The following is a 19,672-nucleotide window of genomic DNA, read 5'->3' as shown; positions in this document are numbered from 1 at the left end:
GAGATTCCTTTCAGCGGTCACGCGGATTGCCGTTCAGCGGGCTTCCGCCGATCCGAGGGCAAACCGGTCCAACAAGAACGTCGGGCGGGCCTTATATTCGCGCGCGAGTGCGTCCAATTGCTCTTCCGAATGCCGGCTCAGGATGCCGGTTCTGACGAGGCAGGAGGCAAGGCCGGCATTCGCGGCGCCCGCTATGTCATGCTCGATGCTGTCTCCGATGCACAGGATGCGGCCGGCCGGAGTGCCCTTGAGCTGCGAGCGGGCGTACCGGTAGATTTCAGGATAAGGCTTTCCGAACCAGCGCACGCGTCCGCCGAGATCCTCATAGGCGAGCGCGATGCTGCCGGCCCCCGGTGCGGTGATACCGCCCTTCGTCAGCTTGTGGCGGTCGGGATTGGTGCAGTAGCAGGGAACGCCGCGCCGTGCCGCCGGCTCCAGCCGCGCGCGGTAGGCCGAGAGCGGAATCCTCTCGGCCTCGCTCCCCGAGATGATCACGATGTCCGCAAGCGCGGCGTCCTCGACGCTTTCGAAGCCGAGGGAATCGGCAAGGTTCCGGTCGCCGCCGCTCGAGATCGTCAGGCAGCGCGTTGCCCTTTTGCCGGCCGTTTCCCGGGCGAGGATATCGTGGGCGACGTCGCCGGAGGTCAGGAAACGATCGAAGCCCGCGCGATCGAAGCCGAGCTTCACCAGGCGTTCGGCATTGTAGTTACCGCTTCGTCCGGAGTTGGAGAGGAGGACGACGGTTTTGCCCAGCGCCTTCAGCCGGAGCAGGGCCTCGTTGGCGCCGGAATAGGCCCGCTCGTCGTCCCGCAGCACACCGAACTGGTCGACGAGAAAGGCGTCGTAGCGCTCGGCGAGGGCAGCAAGGGTCGTCCATGGGGCGAGGCTCATGACCAACGGGCCTTTCCGGCAAGAACCAGCGAGGCCGTGCCGACGGCCGCTTCGGCTGACCGGGCGGCAAGGAATGGAACACCGAGCGCGTTTTCCCGCATCCTCGTCCAGGCCGGATTGGCAGCGCCGCCGCCGACCGTGCGCACGGACGCCACCTTCGGCCCGCCCAGTTCCGCCAGCCGGTCGTAGCCCGATTTCTCGATGGCGGCGATGCCTTCGAGGATCGCCTGGAAGAACACGATGTCATCGGCCGGGCGCGGTTCCAGCCGCGGCGGATAGGCGGGATCGTTGACGGGGAAGCGCTCGCCGGGCTTTGCGAGCGGATAATAGGCAAGGCCGGTCGGCACGTCCGGGCGCAGATGCGGCGTCATGGCCCGCAGTTGCTCGCCATCGAAGAAGCTGCGGATGACCGCGCCGCCGGAATTGGAGGCACCGCCCGCCAGCCAGATGTCGAGGATGCGGTGCGAATAGATGCCGTACTCGGCGGCTTCGATCCGCCGGGCCGAGGCCAGCTTGACGACCAGCGTCGAGCCTAGGGCGGTAACGCCGTCGCCTATCGCCGAGGCGCCCGTCGCCAGGAAGGACGCGCAGCCGTCCGTCGTGCCCGCATGGTAGCGGCAGCCGGCCGGCAGGCCCAGCGCCCGGCCCGCCGGCCCCACATCCGATAAAGGCACGCCGGCGCGCTCAATCGCCGGCAGGAGGGCGATGTCCATGCCGCAGGCTTCCAGCCAGTCCGGCCAGCGCTCGGTGGAAAGGTCATAGCCGGTCTTGAGCGCGTTGTTCTCGTCGCTCGCCGGCGAGGCAAGGCCGAGTTTCATCAGGACCCAATCGGCCTGATGCACGATCCTGCGCACCCCGTGCCGGCGCGACAGGTGGATGGCGCGGGCGAGCGCGGACGTTGCCCCGCGCGCCGGGCTGTCGGCGGGTGCGTGCGCGGCGATGCGCTCGACGATCGCGGGATCGGGGCAAGGGTCGTTGTACATCAGCACGCCGCCGACGGGAGCGCCGTCTGCATCGACCGCGAGCACCGTACCGGACGTGCCGTCGACCGCCACGCCCTCGACGGCGTCAAAGGACAGGCGTGCGGCAAGTTCGGCAAGGCAGGACTGCACCCCGGCCCACCAGACGGCGGGCGACCGGCCGGCGGCCGCGTCGGAAAAGGAAAAGGCCGCCATGTCGATGGGCGTGCCGTCGGCGGCAAGGGCTGCGATACGCACTCCCGACGTGCCGAGATCGATGCCAAGGGCGGTTGCGGGCTTCACCGTCCCGCTCATGCCCGCCGACTCGCCTTGCGGTCGAGCGCCTGCCGATATTGCTCGGCCTCCCAATGGGTCAGCTCATATTCCTGGCCCGGGTCGAGATAGACGACCGAGGCGCCCGCCGGAATGCGGGAGACGACCTCCGCGAGACACCGCGCCATGACACGTCCGCCGTCCGTGAGTTCATTGGCGAGCAGCACACCGTGGCCCGGGGCAAGCAGCATTTTCGGAACCGCAAGGTTTCGCGACCGACGCTCGTCGGCATAGGCCCTTGCCGTCTCGCCGTCGGAGAGCACGCCGATTTCGGTTCCCAGGAAGATGACGTGATCGGGATAGAGCGAGCCGCCGGTAGCGGCGGCGAGGCTTGCCGGACTGAGCGCGGTCCTGTGGCTTTCGACGTCCTCGGCGACATGGAAGTCCGAGCCTTCCGCCAGGGCCGCGAGCACGGCCGGATCGGCCGGCGGCGCCGCGCGCTCCTCCACCGAAAGCGCCGCGGTGACCCGGGCGATACGCCCACGCACCTCCTCCGCCGTCTCGCCAGCGACGACGATGCCGTGATTGTAGAGGATCAGCACGTCCGGCCGCCTCTCGGCAACGCGGTCGATCTCGTGGGCGAGCGGCGTACCGGGGCGGCGGTAGGGAATGGCCGCCCAGGCGAGATCCGGCAGTTTCGCCATGCGCTCGGCGATGACCGCGTCCCGCTCCGTCAGCACCGAGAGCGCGATGGCGTTGACGCAGTGGTAGTGCGCCACGACCGCCTGGGGCAGAACGGCGTGGAAGCTCGTCTCGATCGATGGGCGCAGCCCGGACGCGTTCAACTCGGCGACGATGAAATCGGTCGCTTTTTCCGCGCTCGGCTCGCCTAGACGCAGCGCCTCCACCAGCGGCGCCACCCTCACCGGCACCATGATGTCGCGCGCGCCGGCATGGGCGAGCCATGTGCCGGACGCCTTCACCCACATCACGCCGTCATGCTTGAAGGAGGTGTTGCCGCCGGCACCCTGGGTTTTCAGGATGTCGTCGCCGATCTCCTTCGACAGCGCGAGAAATGCCTCGAAGGCCGCTGCGTCCTTCGCCCGAATGTCCGAAGCCATGAGGCCTCCTCCTCTAGACCGCCATGCCGCCGCCATGCCCGATCCGCATCGCGTGGTGAGCAAACTTTTTTGTGAATGGTATTTCTATGATCGCATATCGTCAACAGTGAAGATTTTTCGTCACATACCTTGATCGCTTCCCCTTGTTGTGATTATCTTCATTCATCGGCGAGGGAGACGCCGGGAGGAAGATCCGTGAACGACACCGAGCGCCACAAGGCCATCATCGATCTCTTGCGCGAGACGCCCTTTGCCTCGGTGCGGGATCTGCAGGAACGTCTCGGCGTATCTCCCGCCACCATCCGCAGGGACATCGACAAGCTTCACGAGCTCGGCCGGGCGCGGAAGGTCTACGGCGGCATTTCCGCCGGCGAGGCCGTCAACGGCGCGCGTCTGTCCGCCAGGCCGTATGACGAGAACCGGGACATTGCCGTCGAGGCGAAGCGCGCGATCGCCGCCACAGCGGCCGGTCTGGTGCGGGACGGGGATTGCGTCATCGTGCATGCCGGCTCGACCTGCTACCAGCTCGGCATCCTGCTCGCGCGGCGCAATCTGCGCATGTGGACGAATTCCATGCCTCTTGCCGCCTATCTAGGCGAGCACGGCACCTGCCAGCTGTCGATCGCCGGCGGCGAGCTCTACCGCGAGCCGGGCATCATCCACGACGCGGCGGCCGGTTCGCCCGGCTTCTTCGCCTCGCGCTTCTTCGTGGGGACGCAGGGCATCAGCAGCAAGGGCCTGCTCGAATCCCATCCGCTGCTCGTCAAGGTGATCGGCGAGCTTGCCGCCTGCGCGGACGAGATCGTGCTGCTTGCCGACAGCCGCAAATTCTCCATCCAGCCGCGCAACGTGGCGCTGCCGCTCTCGCGGGTCGGCACGATCATCACCGATGACGGCCTTACCGATACGGCCGCCAAGATAATGGAGGATGCCGGCGTCACCATCATGATCGCAACCGTGGGAGGGGAGAATTGAGTAAGGCTCCCGTCGCCGTCTTCGATCTCGGCAAGACCAACTCCAAGCTCTTCGTGGTCTCGGCGCAGGGCAAGGTGATCGACGAAGCGCGCACGCGCCCGCTCTGGCGGCAGGAGGCGGATATCCGCGTTCTCGACGACGCCGCGCTCTTTGCATGGATGAAGGGCGAACTTGCCCGCGTGGTCGCGGCACATGGTGTCGACCGCGTCATCTTTTCCGGCCACGGCTGCACCTTCGCGCTCGTGGCCGGCGACGATCTCGTCCATCCGATCCTCGACTATGAGCAGGAGCCACCCGTCGACACCGGCGCCCGCATCGATGCGATGGTCCCGGACTTCCGGGAGACCTTTTCGCCGCCGCTGCCGCTCGGCTTCAACTACGGCCGGCACCTCCTCTGGCTGAACGAGCGCGATCCGGACCTGATCGGCCGGGCCGACGCGATCCTTGCCTATCCCCAGTTCTGGAGCTGGAAATTCTTCGGGCGCAAGGTCTCCGAGGTGTCGTACCTCGGCTGCCATTCCCATCTCTGGGCGCCGCTCAAGGACGATTTCAGCAGCCTCGTCGACCGCATGGGCTGGCGCAGCAAGATGCCGGAATTCGCAAGGGCCGGCTCCGTGATCGGCACGCACGTAGTGACGCTTGAAGACGGGCGGAGCGTGGATGTCGCGGTCCACAACGGCGTGCACGACAGCAACTCGGCGCTCTATTTCTATCGCTCGCTCGGCTTTTCCGATTTCACGCTGGTCTCCACCGGCACCTGGGTGATCGTCTTCAACCCGGCAAGCCCGCTGGAGAGGCTCGATCCCGCCCGCGACATGCTGGCCAACGTGACGGTGGACCGCCAGCCGGTCGCGACCGCCCGCTTCATGGGCGGCCGGGAGTACGATGTCGCAAGCGGCAGCTGGACGAGGCCCGTCACCGCGGAGGCCATTGCCTCGGCCATCGCCAAGCAGGCCTTCGCGCTGCCCTCCTTTGCGGCGGGCGGCCCGATGCCGGGCCACGAAGGCCGCTTCGTCGGCCCCGCGGTCGAAGGCGAGGAACGTGCAGCCGCCGCCCTGCTCTATGTCGCGCTGATGACCGACCTATCGCTCGACCTCATCGGATCGGAAAACGAGATCGTCATCGACGGCGGCCTGGTGAAGACCGGGCATTATGCCGCCGTGCTGGCGGCGCTGCGTCCCGGCCAGACCGTGCATACCAGCGCCAATCCGGAAGGCAGCGCCTTCGGCGCAGCGGCGCTGGTCTTCGATGCGGACGGCCGCAACCCCTTCGTCAACGATTGCGCAGTCGCCGAACCGGCCCTCCTTCCCGGCCTTCGGGACTACCGGCGGGAATGGCGGCGGCAAGTGGCACGCGCCCACGGAGAGGCCGGCGGACGAAAGGAGAGACGCGCATGACCGCACAGCCCACTCCCCGCGCGCTTTTGGAGATGCGTTCCATCAGCAAGACGTTCGGCGCCTCGAAGGCGCTGTCGAACGTGAGCCTGACGGTCCATTCCGGCGAGGTGCACGCGCTGATGGGCGAGAACGGCGCGGGCAAGTCGACGTTGATGAAGATCCTGTCGGGCGCCTACACGGCCGATCCGGGCGGCGAAGTGCTGATCGACGGCGCTCCCGTCACGCTCGGCGACCCTCTGAAGGCCAAGGCCTACGGCATCGCCGTCATCTACCAGGAGCTGTCGCTCGCGCCGAACCTGACGGTCGCGCAGAACATGTTCCTCGGCAACGAGCCGTCGCGCTTCGGCCTTGCCGACCGTGCCGAGATGCGCCGGCGTGCGGATCCGATCCTCAAGCAGCTCGGCATCGGTTTTGCGTCCTCGCGCCGCGTTTCGGAGCTGTCGCTCGGCGAGCGGCAGATGGTGGAGATCGCCCGGGCGCTGACAACGAATGCGCGGATCATCGTCATGGACGAGCCGACGACCTCGCTGACGACCCGCGAGACCGACAGGCTTTTCGACGTCATTGCCCGCCTCAAGGCCGAGGGCATCGCGATCATCTATATCAGCCACCGCATGGAGGAGATCTACCAGCTCTCCGACCGGGTGAGCGTTCTGCGCGACGGCGCCTATGTGGGCACGCTGGAGCGCGCCGACCTGTCGGCGAACAAGCTCGTCTCGATGATGGTCGGCCGCGATCTCTCCTCCTTCTACAAGAAGGAGCACCGACAGGTGACGGGCGAGCGTGCCGCCGTGCTCTCGGTGAAGAATGTCGGCGATGGCGTCAGGGTGCACGATTGCTTCTTTGAGGTGCGGGCGGGCGAAGTGCTGGGCATTGCCGGCCTCGTCGGCTCGGGCCGCACGGAGCTTGCCCGCCTCGTCTATGGCGCCGACCGGAAAACCTCGGGCGAGATCGCGGTGAACGGCAAGCCCCTTCCCATAGCCTCCCCGCGCGATGCGCTCGATGCAGGCATCGCCTACCTTACGGAAGACCGCAAGACGCTCGGCCTCTTCCTCGACATGTCGATCAGCGACAACATCAATATCGGCGTCATCGCCAGCGATGCGAAAGTGGGCGGCGTGCTCAACTTCGCCAAGGCAAGGGAGCGGGCGGCGCGGGCGGTGAAGTCGCTGTCGATCCGCGCTCCCGGCACGCAGATCAATGTCGGCGCGCTTTCGGGCGGCAACCAGCAGAAGGCGCTGCTCGCGCGCCTCCTGGAGACGAAACCCAAGGCCCTCATCCTCGACGAGCCGACGCGCGGCGTCGATGTCGGCGCGAAGTCGGAAATCTACCGAATCATCGACGAGCTCGCCCAGAACGGCATCGCGATCGTCGTCATCTCCAGCGACCTGCCGGAAATCCTCGGCATCGCCGACCGCGTGCTGGTCATGCGCGAAGGGCGCATCGCCGGCGAGGTCACGGGCTCGGCCGAGGAACCGATCGGGCAGGAAGCGATCATGGTGCTGGCAACCGGCACCGCCGGCCACGCGGCCTGACAAACGGCAACGGAAGAAGACGGAACGGAACCATGAGCGCAAGTGAAACCGAACAGGCCCGGATGGAAAAGCTGAAGCTGCGCTCGACGCTGACGGCGCTCGGAATGCTGCCGATCCTCGTGCTGCTGGCGATCGGCTTCCATCTGCTGAGCGGCCGCTTCCTCTCGGTCAACAACCTGTCGATCGTCATGCAGCAAGCCTCGATCAACACAGTGTTGGCCGCCGGCATGACCTTCGTCATCCTGACGGGCGGCATCGACCTTTCGGTCGGCTCGATCCTGGCGGCCTCCGCCATGGTCGCCGTCATCGTCTCGCTGGTGCCGGATCTGGGCATGCTCGGCGTGCCGGCGGCGATCGCCGTCGGCCTTGCCTGCGGCTTCCTCAACGGCGCGGTCATCGCCTGGCTGAAACTGCCGCCCTTCATCGTCACGCTCGGCTCGCTGACCGCCATCCGCGGTGTCGCGCGCCTGCTCGGCAACGACACGACCGTCTTCAACCCCGACCTGCCGTTCGACTTCATCGGCAACGGAACGCTGTTCGGCGTGCCGTGGCTCGCCGTCATCGCGATCGCCACGATCCTCGCCTCCTGGTTCATCCTCAAGCGCACCGTGCTCGGCACCTGGATCTACGCGGTCGGCGGCAATTCCGAGGCCGCGCGGCTGACCGGCATCAAGGTGCCGCTGGTCCTGCTCTTCGTCTATTCGATGTCCGGCCTGCTCTCCGGCCTCGGCGGCGCGATGTCCGCCGCCCGCCTCTACGCGGCCAACGGCCTGCAGCTCGGCCAGGCCTACGAACTCGATGCCATCGCCGCCGTCATCCTCGGCGGCACCAGCTTCGTCGGCGGCGTCGGCTCGATCTGGGGCACGCTGATCGGCGCGCTCATCATCGCCGTGCTCTCCAACGGCCTCATCCTCGTCGGGGTATCGGACATCTGGCAGTACATCATCAAGGGCCTCGTCATCATCGTCGCCGTCGGTCTCGATCGGTACAGGCTCAAAAGGCTTGGCCGGACGTGAGGTCTGGCTGAACGAACCGGTCGGCGACCGGAAACAACGGCGCCAAACGCGCCACAATGGAGGAAAACATGCGTCTTATGCCCAAGTTGCTCGTCGGCACCGCCATGGCCGCCGCTCTCTGCATGCCTGCAGCCGCCAAGGACCTCAACAAGATCGGCATCTCCGTCGGCCTGCTCGGCAACCCGTTCTTCGTCGCCACCATCAAGGGCATCGAGGACCGCGCCAAGGAAATCAACCCGAACGTGGAGGTCATCTCCGTTTCGGCCGACTACGACCTCAACAAGCAGGTCTCGCAGGTCGACAGCTTCATCGCCGCCGGCGTCGACATCATCATGCTGAACGCCGTCGACGCGAAGGCGATCGCCCCGGCCGTGAAGAAGGCGCAGGCTGCCGGCGTCGTCGTCGCCGCCTTCGACGTCTCCGCGCCGGGCGCCGACGTCACCGTCATGACCAACAACGTCAAGGCCGGCGAGGAGGCCTGCAACTACATCGCCGAACAGCTCGGCGGCAAGGGCGACGTCGTCATCATCAACGGCCCGGCTTCCTCCTCCATCCTCGAGCGGGTGCAGGGCTGCAAGGAAACGCTCGCCAAGCATCCGGACATCAATATCCTTTCGGACGACCAGAACGGCCAGGGCTCGCGCGACGGTGGCCTCGCCGTGATGCAGGGCCTGCTCACCCGCTTCGACAAGATCGATGCCGTCTTCGCGATCAACGATCCGACCGCGATCGGCGCCGAGCTTGCCGCCAAGCAGTTGAACCGCAGCGAGTTCTTCCTGACCGCCGTCGACGGCGCGCCGGACATCGAGAAAGCGCTCGCCAGCGGCAACTCGATGATCAAGGCTTCCGCCTCGCAGGACCCCTACGTCATGGCCGGCCAGGCGCTCCAGCTCGGCGTCGAGGTGCTGAAGGGCAACAAGCCGGCCGAGCCGGTCGTGCTGCTCGACCCGCAGCTTATCACGGCCGAGAACGTCAAGGACTACAAGGGCTGGACCGCAGCCCGCTGAATGCTTCTCCTGGGGAGCCCGGGCACTTCGCTTCGGCGGGGTGCCCGGTCGGTCCCGTTCAACCCGATTTAGAAAGTGGCCGGGATATGTCGAAGATTGGTGTCCATTCCTTTGTCTGGAGCGCGGGCTCCTCGCGCGGCGAGCTTGAAAAGGCGCTCGAGAACACGCACAAGCTCGGCTACAAGCTCATCGAATTCTCGTATCTCGACCCCGGCCAAGTCGATGTCGCCTGGCTTGCCGGCCGCATCCGCGAGCTCGGCCTCGACGTGGCGATCAGCATGGGGCTGCCGCCGGAGGGCGACATCTCCAGCGATGATCCGTCCGTCGTCGCCAAGGGGGTGGACATTCTCGACAGGGCCGTGGCGCTGGTACGCGACCTCGGCGGCACGAAGCTTGCCGGCATTTTGAGCTCCGCCCATGGCAAGCAGGAGCGGGCCTTGACGAAAAAGGCCTGGGACACCAGCGTTTCCGCTCTTTCGAAAGTGGCCGACCGGGCCAAGTCAGCGGGCGTTACGCTCAATCTCGAAATCGTCAACCGCTTCGAGAGCAACATGCTGAACACGGCGGCGCAGGGCATGGCCTATATCCGCGATACCGGCGCCTCGAATGTCCTGCTGCATCTGGACACTTTCCACATGAACATCGAGGAGGCCGATGTCGGCCTCGCCATTCGCCATGCCGCCGACAAGATCGGCTATATCCATATCGGCGAGAGCCATCGCGGCTACCTCGGCACCGGCACGATCGACTTCCCGGCGATCTTCGACGCGCTGGTTGCCATCGGCTGGAACGACTACGTGACGTTCGAATCCTTCTCCACGACGATCGTCGACAAGGACCTCTCTCTGAAGACTGCGATCTGGCGCAATCTCTGGGACGACAACATCGCGCTCGCCCGCCACGCGCACCGCTTCATCGAACTCGGCCTCGAGACGGCGCAACTCAAGGAAGAACTCGTCCGGCAGGCCCATCTGCCGGTATAGCCTGACGTCTCCCAGGTCCGCGTGCCCGATGACGGAAAGCACCGCAGCGTATCAGAGGTGGCGATCGCCGACGAGGCGTTGAGCCGCACGAAGGAGTGGCCTGCGCTGAGCCAGCATTATCCCGCTATCGGCGGGTTAAGCCGCGCAAAGCCCTCCTGCCGGCGATAGGGGAAATGGGGATAGGGCGCGGTGACGGTGCTGGCTGCATCCAGCTTTTTGACCTGCCCTGCCGTCAGGCTCCAGCCGACCGCGCCGAGGTTCTGGCGAAGCTGTTCCTCGTTGCGCGCGCCGACGATGACCGAGGAAACGGTGGGGCGTTGCAGCAGCCAGTTCAGCGCGATCTGCGGGACCGTCTTGCCAGTTTCCTCTGCTATAGCGTCCAGCGCGTCGACAACGCGAAAGAGGTGTTCGTCGTCCACGGGTGGGCCGAAGCTGGCGGTCTCGTGCAGGCGGCTGCCCTCTGGCAGCGGCCTGCCACGCCGGATTTTCCCGGTCAGCCGACCCCAGCCGAGCGGGCTCCACACCATCGCGCCGAGGCCCTGGTCCTGCCCCAGCGGCATCAGGTCCCATTCGTAGTCGCGCCCCACCAGCGAGTAATAGACCTGATTGGCGACATAGCGCGGCCAGCCGTAGCGGTCGGCGACGGCCAGCGATTTCATGATCTGCCAGCCGGAGAAGTTGGAGACGCCGACATAGCGGACCTTGCCGGCGCGCACGAGGGTGTCGAGCGTCGAAAGCACTTCCTCGACCGGCGTGCCGGCGTCGAAGGCGTGCAGCTGCAGGAGGTCGATATAGTCGGTCCGGAGACGGCGCAGCGCATCCTCGACGGCCTGGATCAGCCGGATGCGCGAGGAACCTGCGTCATTGGGTCCGTCGCCCATCGGCAGGCCGGTCTTGGTCGAGATCAGCACCGCATCGCGCCGGCCCTTGATGGCCTCGCCAAGCACTTCCTCCGAAGCGCCGTTGGAATAGACGTCGGCCGTGTCGAACAGGTTGACGCCGGCTTCCAGGCAGATGTCCACGAGGCGACGGGCTTCCGTGGCGTCGGAATTGCCCCAATTGCCGAACAGCGGGCCGGAGCCGCCGAAGGTGCCGGCGCCGAAGCTGAGGACCGGCACCTTGAGGCCGGATTTGCCGAGGGGTCGATAGTCCATGAGAATGCTCCTTAGTGAACGGGGTTGCATGAAGGCGCGAGCGTCGCGTTCCTGCTCGCCTTGACGGCGACCAGCGCGGTGGCGATGGCAAGAAGCGGGAACAGCGCGGCCGCGAGCGGCACCGCCGCAAGGCCCGGTCCCTGGTCGATGACCATGCCGCCCGCCCATGCGCCGATGGCGTTGCCGAGGTTGAATGCGCCGATGTTGAAGCTGGAGGCGAGGCTCCGGCCTGCTCCTTCCGCCCTGGACAGCACCCACATCTGCAAGGGCGCGACGGTGGCGAAACCTGCCGCGCCGATGAGGCCGGTGAAGACGATGGCGGCAATCCGGCTGTCGAGGGCGAAGGTCATCGCCGCCAGAACGATGGCGAGCGCGGCCAAGGTGCCAAGGATGGCGCGGATCAGGTTGCGGTCGGCCAGCCTGCCGCCCATGAGGTTGCCCGCGACCAGGCCACCGCCGAAGACCAGCAGGATCGGCGAGACGGCGCCGTCGTCAAAGCCGCCGATCTCCGTCAACAGCGGCGCGATATAGGTGAAGACGGCGAAGACGCCGGCATAGCCGAGCACGGTCGTCAGCAGGCCGAGCAGCACGGGACGGCGGGCGATGGCACGCAGGTCGGCCCGCCAGTCGGAGGCTTCGGGCTTCGTCCGGTCCTGCGGCACCAGTGTGGCGAGGACGGCGAGCGCGGCCAGCCCCACCAGCGTCACCGCCCAGAAGGTCGCGCGCCACCCATACTGCTGGCCGAACCATGTGCCGAGGGGCACGCCGAGCACGGTCGCGACCGTCAGGCCGGTGAACATGATGGAAATGGCCGAGGCGCGCCTGTCCTCCGCGACAAGGCCGGTCGCCACCACTGCCCCGACGCCGAAGAAGGTGCCGTGGGTCAGCGCCGTCAGCACGCGCGCGGCCATGAGCCAGCCATAGGTCGGCGCAAGCGCGCAGGCGGCATTGCCGATGACGAAGATGCCCATCAATCCGACCAGCACATGCTTGCGCGGCCAGCGGGCGGTGAGTGCCGTCAGGATCGGCGCGCCGACGGTGACGCCGAGCGCGTAGCCGGAGATCAGCAATCCTGCGGCGGCGATGGTGACGTTGAGTTCCCGGCTGACCTCCAGGAGGAGGCCCATGATGACGAATTCGGTGACGCCGATGCCGAAGGCCCCGGCCGTCAGGGCGTAGAGCGCCAGCGGCATGATGCAGTCTCTCAATCTTCATTCGGAACAATTTCCTCAAAGATAGACGCCCGATCCTGGATGAAATAGACTGCGCCAAGTAATATCACCTGTGAGATGAAGTCATCATGGCGCGACTTGAGGTCAACCGCTCCGGCGAGATGGAGGTGTTCGTTCGCGTGGTCGAGCTCGGGGGCTTCTCGCCCGCCGCGCGCGCCGCGCGGATGACGCCCTCGGCGGTCAGCAAGCTGATCGCCCGGCTGGAAACGCGTCTCAGCGCAAGGCTGCTCAACCGCTCGACACGACAGCTCCAGCTCACGCCGGAAGGCTGCGCCTTCTACGAACGGGCGACGCGCATCCTCGCCGATCTGGAGGACGCCGAGCGGGCCGCCGGCGCCGGCGAGCAGGCGGCAGGCCGCGTTCGCCTCAACACCAGCGCATCCTACTTCAACCATATCCTCGCGCCGGCGCTGCCCGAGTTCCTGACGCTCCATCCGGGCGTCACGCTCGACATCGTGCAAACCGACGCGGTGGTCGATCTCCTGGCGGAACGGACCGATGTCGCGGTGCGGGCGGGCCCGCTGAAAAGCTCCAGCCTCGTCGCGCGCAAGCTGGGCGAAACGGCGCTGATGATCGTCGCCGCGCCGGCCTATCTGGAGCGCTGCGGCGCGCCGGGCAGCATCGCCGATCTGGAAGGGCACAATCGCCTCGGCTTCGGTTACGCGCGTGCGGTCGATGGCTGGCCGCTGCGAGAGAACGGGGAAACCATCGTCGTCCCCGCGACGGGCCGCGTGCAGGCAAGCGATGGGGAGGGCCTGCGGCATCTGGCTCTGGCTGGCGCCGGTCTCGCCCGGCTTGCCGCTTTCACCGTTCGCGACGACATTGCCGCCGGCCGACTCGTGCCGGTCCTCGACGATCTCGGCACGGGCGAGAAGGAAGCCTTCCATGCCGTCTATGTCGGCCAGGGCGGTCCGCTGCCCTCCCGCGTCCGGGCGCTGCTCGATTTCCTTGCCGAGAAAGGCAGGGTGTCATGAAGTTATGCTGCAGCGCGGGTAACGGCATCGTCGCGACCGCAATGAGCGTGATAGCTTCTGATGGTCACAGGATGGCTGAATAGAATTCCGTGAGCTCACGGCAGGGATTGGCCGGCCCGTTTCGCTTGCGCGTGCAGGCAGGTTTCGATTTAGAAGCGCACGGAAGCGGCCACGCCTGAGCGCAAATACTCACGAGGCGCCATGCCGAGCAGGCGGACGAACATTGCCGTGAACGATGCCGGGTTTTCGTATCCGAGGTCGAGCGCGACGCTCGTTACGGCTTCGCCCTGCGCCAAACGCGGCAACGCCGACATGAGGCAGGCCTGCTGGCGCCAAGCCACGAAGCTCAGGCCGGTCTGGTTCTTGAAGCGGCGCGTGAATGTGCGCCTGCTCATGGCAGCCTTCTCGACCCAGTCTTCGATCGTGTCGCGGGACGTCGGATGCAGAAGGAAGCCGCGGCACAGCTCCGAAAGCCGTTTGTCGGTCGGAAGCGGCAATGTCAGCGGGATGGGCGTCAGGCGCTGAAGCTCGTGCAGGATAAGGCTCATGACCGCGCCGTCGCGGCCGCTTTCGTCATAAAGCCGGGGCAGCGTCGCGGCCTCCATCAGGAGCTGGTTCATCAGCCCTGAAATGCTGACGACCTGGCAACGGTCGAAAAGCGCGGTCGATGCGCTTGGTTCGATGTAGATGCTTCGCATCGCCACCGCACCCAGCATCTTCACTTCGTGCTCGACACCGGGCGGAATCCACATGCCGCGATGGGGCGGCATCATCCATGCACCGCGCTCCGTCGTCAGCATCAGCACGCCGGACGTGCCGTAGAGCAACTGCCCCCGCCGATGGCGGTGCCTTTCCTCGATATATCCGTCAGGATACGTAATGCCCAAGGCCACAATATCCCGAGGAATCGCATCGTCAAATGTCGAGAAGTCGAAACCGTCCATAGTGGCCCACTAGCATAAATACATGCCCGTTCTCCGGTGGCAGGTCTATGGCGTACGGCTAATCTGGATGGATCGCAACTCTTTTCGGGGCGATCCGATGTGCTCAGCGGACATCCTCAAACACCCTGGCGCCATGCCGACCAACGGTTCCGCCGGAGGGCGAGAGCCGGAATCAGAGAGGCCTTCCTCAAGAAGCCCGGACAGGAGCGCCGGCATTGGCCGCTGGCTGGCATTGCCCGGACAGATCGCCCGCACCGCGGCGGCAATCGACCGCTGGCTGCAAAAACGCAAACAGATCCGCGACCTGCGTGAACTCACGGACGAGCAGTTGAACGATATAGGGTTGAGCAGAAAGGACGTGCACCAGGCTAGCGCAGGAAGCTTCTGGGATTGATGGAATGAGCAAGGCGATCGCGCGGCGAAAACTTCAGGAAGGAAGGCCTATCCCTTCAGGTAGTTGATCACCGCATCGGCGATCATGCCCTTGTGCCGGGTCATCGTTCCGGGCTCGGAAAGGTCGCGGCGGAAAATGGTGCCGAAGGTATAGCGGTTGGACACGCGGAAGAAGCAGAAGGCGCTGATCAGCATGTGGACGTCGATCGGGTCGGCCTGACGCTTGAACACGCCCTCGGCAAGCCCGCGCTCCAGGATGCCGGCGATCGTCTCGATGACCGAGACGTTGAGGTCGCGGATGGCCTCCGAACGCAGCATGTGCGCCGCATGATGGATGTTCTCGATGCTGACGAGGCGCACGAAATCGGGATTGGCCTCGTCGTGGTCGAAGGTGCTGGAGATCAGCGTGCGCAGCGCTTCTTCCGGAGCAAGGCTCGCCAGCTTGAGATCCTCCTCCAGCGTGCGGATCTTGCGGTAGGCGCGCTCCAGAACGGAAAGATAGAGCCCCTCCTTGCCGCCGAAATAATAGTAGATCATCCGTTTGGAGGTGCGTGTGCGCTCCGCGATGGCATCGACGCGCGCGCCGGCAAGCCCATGAGTCGAGAACTCCTCGGTGGCGACGACGAGGATATCCTCTTTCGTCCTCTCCGGATCGTTTTTCCGACTCTTTTCGCCCCGTCCCACCATTCCTCCGTCGCGCCTTGCGCAATCATATTGATTTTCATCAGAAAATCGAACGCCGGCAGATGTGCGGGCGGCACCCGCTCGCCGCTCCCCAGGCAAGTCATATTGGGGTTGCCGGGGTCTTTCAAGAGAGAACGCTTGACATACGTACTAGTTCGTACATTTTTGATGGACCGTGACGGCCGGGAGGAAGACCGTCATGGTACCGCGCTCCTGACGCTCCGACCGGACCTCGCCAGGAACGAACGGGCCGCATGGCGCGGCAATCGCTTTGGGAGGAGCGCAATGGTTCGCATCATCGATTTCTGTTTCCTGGTGCTGAAGGCCGCGATCGCCGCGCTGCTTGCCGGCATGGTCGTGCTGGTCTTCGGCAACGTCGTCCTGCGCTACGCCTTCAACACCGGCATCACCTATTCGGAAGAGCTCTCGCGCATCTTCTTCCTCTGGCTGACCTTTCTCGGCGCGGTCGTGGCGATGCGCGAGCACGGGCATCTCGGCGTCGACACGCTGCTGCGCCGCCTGCCGCCGGCCGGCGCGAGGATCGCGGTGCTTGTCGGCCAGGCGCTGATGCTGTGGGCCACCTGGCTGATGATCAGCGGAAGCTGGACGCAGACGCTGATCAATCTCCATGTCTCCGCGCCGGCCACGGGCATTTCGATGGGCTTCTTCTATGGCGCGGGCCTCGCCTTCGGCGTGCCGGCCCTGCTGCTGATCCTGTCCGACATGGTCGGTGTCGTCACGGGACGCATCGACGTCGCCACGACCGAGTTCGTCAAGGACAGCGAGGACGAGCTGGCGCTGGAGCACCAGCCCGAACCGTCACTCGCCGCTCCCCCGGCCAAGCGATGAGGCCGCGCCGATGACCGTCTCGATCTTTCTCGGCGCCCTTCTCGTTCCCATGGCGCTCGGCGTGCCGATCGCCTTCGCCCTGATCATCAGCGGCGTCGCCCTGATGATGTATCTCGGCCTGTTCGATGCGCAGATCGTCGCGCAGAACGTGCTCAACGGCGCCGACAGCTTTCCGCTGATGGCCGTGCCGTTCTTCCTGCTTGCCGGCGAGGTGATGAACACCGGGGGCCTGTCGCGCCGCATCGTCGACCTCGCCATGGCGCTGGTCGGCCACATCCGCGGCGGGCTCGGCTTCGTCGCCATCTTCGCGGCCTGCATCCTGTCGAGCCTGTCCGGTTCGGCGGTGGCCGACGCGGCGGCGCTCGGCGCCCTGCTCTATCCGATGATGGTGAAATCCGGCCACGACCCGGCGCGCACGGGCGGCCTGCTGGCCTCCGCCTCGATCATCGGGCCGATCATCCCGCCGTCGATCGGCTTCATCCTCTATGGCGTCATCGGCGGGGTCTCGATCACCAAGCTCTTCCTCGCCGGCATCTTTCCCGGCCTGATGATCGCGGCGGCGCTGTGCATCACCTGGATGATCGTCGCCCGCAAGGAGCAGTTCGCCCTGCCGCCGCGCCAGGGCGGGGCCGTGCGCCTCAAGGCCTTCATCGACAGCATCTGGGCGCTGATGCTGCCGCTCATCATCATCTTCGGCCTGAAATTCGGCGTGTTCACGCCGACGGAGGCGGGTGTCGTCGCGGCGGTCTATTCGCTCTTCGTCTCGATGGTCGTCTACCGCGAGCTGCCGCCGGAAAGGCTCTTCGGCGTCTTCGTCTCGGCGGCGAAGATCACCGCGGTCGTCATGTTCCTCGTCGCCTGCGCGGCGGTCTCCGCCTGGCTGGTCACCGTCGCCGACGTTCCCGGCGAGCTGGCATCCCTGCTCGAACCCCTGATGGACAACCAGACCCTGCTTCTGCTCGCCATCATGGCGCTCATCATCGTGGTGGGAACCGCCATGGACATGACGCCGACCATCCTGATCATGACGCCGGTCCTGATGCCCGTGATCAAGGAGGCCGGCATCGACCCGGTCTATTTCGGCGTCCTCTTCATCATCAACAACTCCATCGGCCTGATCACGCCGCCGGTCGGCACCGTGCTCAACGTCATCTGCGGCGTCGCCAAGCTGAACATGGAACAGCTGATGAAGGGCGTGATGCCCTTCCTCATCGCCGAGCTCATCGTGCTTCTGCTGCTCGTCCTGTTCCCCCAGCTCGTCACGGTTCCCGTGGCGCTGATGGGGCATTGAGCGGCAGGAATTCAACCGGCCAAGCGCGAAGCGCGGCCAAACCTGGGAGGAAAACATGCTCGACACACTGAAGAAACTGGCGCTCGGGACCATCGTGCCGCTGGCGCTGCTTGCCGCGCTTCCGGCCTCGGCCGAAATCCGCGAACACCAGCTCAAATTCGCATCCGCCAACAACAAGGGCCACCCGCAGGTGACCGGCATGGAGAAATTCGCCGAGCTCATCAAGGAGAAGAGCGGCGGCAAGATCGATGTGAAGCTCTTTCCGGGCGGCGTGCTCGGCGGCGACGTGCAGACCGTCTCGGCGCTGCAGGGCGGCGTCATCGAGATGACCGTGCTGAACGCCGGCATCCTCGCCAGCAACGTCAAGCAGTTCGGCGCCGTCGACCTGCCCTTCCTCTTCAACAGCGGCGAGGAGGCCGACAAGGTGATGGACGGCCCCTTCGGCACGAGCCTGATGGAGCTCCTGCCCGATACCGGCCTCGTCGGCCTTGCCTACTGGGAGCTCGGCTTCCGCAACCTCACCAACAACCGCCGCCCGATCACCAGGCTGGAGGACATCAACGGACTGAAGATCCGCACGATCCAGTCGCCGATCCCGATCGAGCTCTTCAACAGCCTCGGCGCCAATGCCGTGCCGCTGCCCTATACGGAGCTCTACACCGCGCTCGAGACCGGCACCGTCGACGGCCAGGAAAATCCGGCCGCCAACATTCTCAACGCCAAGTTCTACGAGGTGCAGAAATACATGACGGTGACCCGCCACCAGTACAATCCGCAGATCGTGCTGATCAGCAAGAAGACCTGGGACGGCCTCAACGACGAGGAGAAGGCTATCTTCCAGTCCGCGGCGGCGGAAGCGCGCGACTACCAGCGCAAGGTCTCGCGCGAGGTGGATGCCAAGGCGATCGAGGACATCAAGGCGACCGGCATGGAGGTCGGCGAGCTGTCGCCGGAGGAAACCCAGAAGCTGCGCGAGGCCGTAAAGCCGCTGATCGACAAGTTCGGCGCCGAGATCGGTCCGGAGACAGTCGCCGCCCTCTTCAAGGAACTGGAGGCGATCCGCGGCAAGTAAGCCGCCGCACCGGCCCGCCGGCAGCGGCGGGCCGCCCCTCAATCCACGGACCCCTTCGAGATGATCGAGACGCTGCTCAAACCGATGAAGGCCGGGCTTATCGGTTCCGGCATCCAGGCATCGCTGACCCCGGCCATGCACGTGCGCGAGGGCGAAGCGCAGGGCCTGTCCTACGAATACGAGCTGATCGACCTCAGCCAGATCGGCGCCGCGCCGGAGGACCTTCCGCGCCTGCTCGACGAAGCCGAAGCGCGCGGGCTCGTCGGGCTCAACATCACCCATCCCTGCAAGCAGAGCGTCATCCCCTATCTCGACACGCTTTCGCAGCAGGCCCGCGACCTCGGCGCGGTCAACACGATCGTCCTGCGCGAGGGCAAGCGCGCCGGCCACAACACCGACTGGTGGGGCTTTGCCGAAAGCTTCCGCCGCGGCTTGCCGCAGACCGACCTTTCCTCGGCCCTGCAACTCGGCGCCGGCGGCGCGGGCGCGGCCACCGCCTATGCCCTGCTCTCCCTCGGCGTGGAAAAACTCCTGGTCTTCGACCGGGAGGCCGAACGCGCGCAGGCGCTTGCGACCGCGATGGAGGCCCTCTTTCCTCGCGCCACCGTCGCGGTCGCCGGGACGCTCGACGATGCCATGCCCGAAGTGGCCGGCCTCGTCCATGCGACGCCGACCGGCATGGCGAAATATCCCGGCCTGCCCCTGCCGGCCGATCTTCTCGAACGTCGGCACTGGGTGGCGGAGGTCGTCTATTTCCCGCTCGAAACCGAGCTCCTGCGCGAGGCCCGGCGCCGCGGCTGCCGGACGCTCGACGGCGGCGGCATGGCGGTCTTCCAGGCGGTCGGCGCATTCCGGCTGTTCACGGGCCGCGAACCGGTCGCGAACCGCATGCTCGCGCACTTCAACACCCTTGCACGCTGAC

At 66.0% G+C, this 19,672-nt stretch carries 19 protein-coding genes; 12 read left to right on the top strand and 7 right to left on the bottom strand.

The features are described from left to right. Positions 1 to 33: 33 nt before the first annotated feature. The 3 genes from ACIIOY_RS05935 to ACIIOY_RS05925 are packed head-to-tail and all read right to left on the bottom strand — an operon-like array spanning position 34 to position 3,244. A complete protein-coding gene (locus tag ACIIOY_RS05935; protein ID WP_411033712.1) occupies positions 34 to 891 on the bottom strand; it encodes a TIGR01459 family HAD-type hydrolase in 858 nt (285 codons plus the stop codon). Further along, a complete protein-coding gene (locus ACIIOY_RS05930) occupies positions 888 to 2,165 on the bottom strand; it encodes an FGGY-family carbohydrate kinase (protein ID WP_411033711.1) in 1,278 nt (425 codons plus the stop codon). The genes ACIIOY_RS05935 and ACIIOY_RS05930 overlap by 4 nt, the downstream gene beginning before the upstream one ends. Next, complete coding sequence (locus ACIIOY_RS05925; protein ID WP_411033710.1) at positions 2,162 to 3,244, bottom strand: class II aldolase/adducin family protein; 1,083 nt, start codon at positions 3,242 to 3,244, stop codon at positions 2,162 to 2,164. The genes ACIIOY_RS05930 and ACIIOY_RS05925 overlap by 4 nt, the downstream gene beginning before the upstream one ends. A gap of 195 nt (positions 3,245 to 3,439) precedes the next feature. Here ACIIOY_RS05925 and ACIIOY_RS05920 point away from each other — a divergent pair, with 195 nt between their 5' ends. The 6 genes from ACIIOY_RS05920 to ACIIOY_RS05895 all read left to right on the top strand — a co-directional run bounded on the left by ACIIOY_RS05920 (position 3,440) and on the right by ACIIOY_RS05895 (position 10,157). Continuing rightward, positions 3,440 to 4,219 (top strand): DeoR/GlpR family DNA-binding transcription regulator, encoded by a 780-nt coding sequence (locus tag ACIIOY_RS05920; protein ID WP_411033709.1) that lies wholly within the window; start codon positions 3,440 to 3,442, stop codon positions 4,217 to 4,219. Continuing rightward, positions 4,216 to 5,616, top strand: a complete 1,401-nt coding sequence (locus tag ACIIOY_RS05915; RefSeq protein WP_411033708.1) for an FGGY-family carbohydrate kinase — start codon at positions 4,216 to 4,218, stop codon at positions 5,614 to 5,616. The genes ACIIOY_RS05920 and ACIIOY_RS05915 overlap by 4 nt, the downstream gene beginning before the upstream one ends. Then, positions 5,613 to 7,151 carry a sugar ABC transporter ATP-binding protein gene (locus ACIIOY_RS05910; protein ID WP_411033707.1) on the top strand — a complete coding sequence of 513 codons (1,539 nt, stop codon included), beginning with the start codon at positions 5,613 to 5,615 and terminating at the stop codon, positions 7,149 to 7,151. The genes ACIIOY_RS05915 and ACIIOY_RS05910 overlap by 4 nt, the downstream gene beginning before the upstream one ends. Positions 7,152 to 7,183: 32 nt before the next feature. Continuing rightward, positions 7,184 to 8,167, top strand: a complete 984-nt coding sequence (locus ACIIOY_RS05905; RefSeq protein ID WP_411033706.1) for an ABC transporter permease subunit — start codon at positions 7,184 to 7,186, stop codon at positions 8,165 to 8,167. A gap of 68 nt (positions 8,168 to 8,235) precedes the next feature. Further along, positions 8,236 to 9,174: an ABC transporter substrate-binding protein gene (locus ACIIOY_RS05900; protein WP_411033705.1), complete on the top strand. Its 939-nt coding sequence runs from the start codon at positions 8,236 to 8,238 to the stop codon at positions 9,172 to 9,174. Positions 9,175 to 9,260: 86 nt separating this feature from the next. After that, positions 9,261 to 10,157, top strand: a complete 897-nt coding sequence (locus tag ACIIOY_RS05895) for a sugar phosphate isomerase/epimerase family protein (protein ID WP_411033704.1) — start codon at positions 9,261 to 9,263, stop codon at positions 10,155 to 10,157. A 116-nt stretch (positions 10,158 to 10,273) separates the two neighbouring features. Here the strand turns inward: ACIIOY_RS05895 and ACIIOY_RS05890 are convergent, their stop codons facing one another. Further along, positions 10,274 to 11,311 (bottom strand): aldo/keto reductase, encoded by a 1,038-nt coding sequence (locus tag ACIIOY_RS05890; protein WP_411033703.1) that lies wholly within the window; start codon positions 11,309 to 11,311, stop codon positions 10,274 to 10,276. An 11-nt stretch (positions 11,312 to 11,322) separates the two neighbouring features. Then, entirely contained in the window at positions 11,323 to 12,504 is a 1,182-nt protein-coding gene (locus ACIIOY_RS05885) for an MFS transporter (RefSeq protein ID WP_411033981.1), read from the bottom strand. Positions 12,505 to 12,611: 107 nt separating this feature from the next. On the opposite strand from ACIIOY_RS05885, the gene ACIIOY_RS05880 reads away from it, so the two are divergent. Further along, a complete protein-coding gene (locus tag ACIIOY_RS05880) occupies positions 12,612 to 13,517 on the top strand; it encodes a LysR family transcriptional regulator (protein WP_411033702.1) in 906 nt (301 codons plus the stop codon). Between the two features lie 149 nt (positions 13,518 to 13,666). Here the strand turns inward: ACIIOY_RS05880 and ACIIOY_RS05875 are convergent, their stop codons facing one another. After that, a complete protein-coding gene (locus tag ACIIOY_RS05875; RefSeq protein WP_411033701.1) occupies positions 13,667 to 14,461 on the bottom strand; it encodes an AraC family transcriptional regulator in 795 nt (264 codons plus the stop codon). Positions 14,462 to 14,528: 67 nt separating this feature from the next. On the opposite strand from ACIIOY_RS05875, the gene ACIIOY_RS05870 reads away from it, so the two are divergent. Continuing rightward, entirely contained in the window at positions 14,529 to 14,855 is a 327-nt protein-coding gene (locus tag ACIIOY_RS05870) for a DUF1127 domain-containing protein (RefSeq protein ID WP_411033700.1), read from the top strand. Positions 14,856 to 14,902: 47 nt separating this feature from the next. Here ACIIOY_RS05870 and ACIIOY_RS05865 read toward each other — a convergent pair whose 3' ends face one another. Then, complete coding sequence (locus ACIIOY_RS05865; protein WP_411033699.1) at positions 14,903 to 15,541, bottom strand: TetR/AcrR family transcriptional regulator; 639 nt, start codon at positions 15,539 to 15,541, stop codon at positions 14,903 to 14,905. Between the two features lie 282 nt (positions 15,542 to 15,823). On the opposite strand from ACIIOY_RS05865, the gene ACIIOY_RS05860 reads away from it, so the two are divergent. Genes ACIIOY_RS05860 through ACIIOY_RS05845 form a run of 4 tightly spaced genes read left to right on the top strand, consistent with a single transcriptional unit; the run spans position 15,824 to position 19,671 of the window. Then, on the top strand, positions 15,824 to 16,387 hold the full coding sequence (locus tag ACIIOY_RS05860) for a TRAP transporter small permease (protein ID WP_411033698.1): 564 nt from the start codon (positions 15,824 to 15,826) through the stop codon (positions 16,385 to 16,387). Between the two features lie 10 nt (positions 16,388 to 16,397). Beyond that, positions 16,398 to 17,678, top strand: coding sequence for a TRAP transporter large permease (locus tag ACIIOY_RS05855; protein WP_411033697.1), 1,281 nt, complete (start codon positions 16,398 to 16,400; stop codon positions 17,676 to 17,678). 55 nt (positions 17,679 to 17,733) lie between these two features. Then, on the top strand, positions 17,734 to 18,750 hold the full coding sequence (locus ACIIOY_RS05850) for a TRAP transporter substrate-binding protein (RefSeq protein WP_411033696.1): 1,017 nt from the start codon (positions 17,734 to 17,736) through the stop codon (positions 18,748 to 18,750). A gap of 60 nt (positions 18,751 to 18,810) precedes the next feature. Continuing rightward, the gene (locus ACIIOY_RS05845) at positions 18,811 to 19,671 is read left to right on the top strand and encodes a shikimate dehydrogenase (RefSeq protein WP_411033695.1); all 861 of its coding nucleotides are present in this window, start codon (positions 18,811 to 18,813) and stop codon (positions 19,669 to 19,671) included. The last annotated feature ends 1 nt before the right edge of the window (position 19,672 follow it).

Origin of the sequence: Shinella agrisoli, from assembly GCF_046557955.1 — a bacterium.
In the GTDB taxonomy this organism is placed as follows: Bacteria; Pseudomonadota; Alphaproteobacteria; order Rhizobiales; family Rhizobiaceae; genus Shinella.
This window is presented reverse-complemented; position numbering and strand designations above follow the sequence as displayed.

Excerpts from the sequence above, each read along its gene's own strand:
- ACIIOY_RS05930 (WP_411033711.1), bottom strand. The coding sequence starts at position 2,165 with ATGAGCGGGACGGTGAAGCCCGCAACCGCCCTTGGCATCGATCTCGGC.
- ACIIOY_RS05870 (WP_411033700.1), top strand. The coding sequence starts at position 14,529 with ATGGATCGCAACTCTTTTCGGGGCGATCCGATGTGCTCAGCGGACATC.
- ACIIOY_RS05905 (WP_411033706.1), top strand. The coding sequence starts at position 7,184 with ATGAGCGCAAGTGAAACCGAACAGGCCCGGATGGAAAAGCTGAAGCTG.
- ACIIOY_RS05860 (WP_411033698.1), top strand. The coding sequence starts at position 15,824 with ATGGTTCGCATCATCGATTTCTGTTTCCTGGTGCTGAAGGCCGCGATC.
- ACIIOY_RS05855 (WP_411033697.1), top strand. The coding sequence starts at position 16,398 with ATGACCGTCTCGATCTTTCTCGGCGCCCTTCTCGTTCCCATGGCGCTC.
- ACIIOY_RS05890 (WP_411033703.1), bottom strand. The coding sequence starts at position 11,311 with ATGGACTATCGACCCCTCGGCAAATCCGGCCTCAAGGTGCCGGTCCTC.
- ACIIOY_RS05895 (WP_411033704.1), top strand. The coding sequence starts at position 9,261 with ATGTCGAAGATTGGTGTCCATTCCTTTGTCTGGAGCGCGGGCTCCTCG.
- ACIIOY_RS05880 (WP_411033702.1), top strand. The coding sequence starts at position 12,612 with ATGGCGCGACTTGAGGTCAACCGCTCCGGCGAGATGGAGGTGTTCGTT.
- ACIIOY_RS05935 (WP_411033712.1), bottom strand. The coding sequence starts at position 891 with ATGAGCCTCGCCCCATGGACGACCCTTGCTGCCCTCGCCGAGCGCTAC.
- ACIIOY_RS05850 (WP_411033696.1), top strand. The coding sequence starts at position 17,734 with ATGCTCGACACACTGAAGAAACTGGCGCTCGGGACCATCGTGCCGCTG.
- ACIIOY_RS05900 (WP_411033705.1), top strand. The coding sequence starts at position 8,236 with ATGCGTCTTATGCCCAAGTTGCTCGTCGGCACCGCCATGGCCGCCGCT.
- ACIIOY_RS05845 (WP_411033695.1), top strand. The coding sequence starts at position 18,811 with ATGATCGAGACGCTGCTCAAACCGATGAAGGCCGGGCTTATCGGTTCC.
- ACIIOY_RS05885 (WP_411033981.1), bottom strand. The coding sequence starts at position 12,504 with ATGCCGCTGGCGCTCTACGCCCTGACGGCCGGGGCCTTCGGCATCGGC.
- ACIIOY_RS05865 (WP_411033699.1), bottom strand. The coding sequence starts at position 15,541 with ATGGTGGGACGGGGCGAAAAGAGTCGGAAAAACGATCCGGAGAGGACG.
- ACIIOY_RS05875 (WP_411033701.1), bottom strand. The coding sequence starts at position 14,461 with ATGGACGGTTTCGACTTCTCGACATTTGACGATGCGATTCCTCGGGAT.
- ACIIOY_RS05925 (WP_411033710.1), bottom strand. The coding sequence starts at position 3,244 with ATGGCTTCGGACATTCGGGCGAAGGACGCAGCGGCCTTCGAGGCATTT.
- ACIIOY_RS05910 (WP_411033707.1), top strand. The coding sequence starts at position 5,613 with ATGACCGCACAGCCCACTCCCCGCGCGCTTTTGGAGATGCGTTCCATC.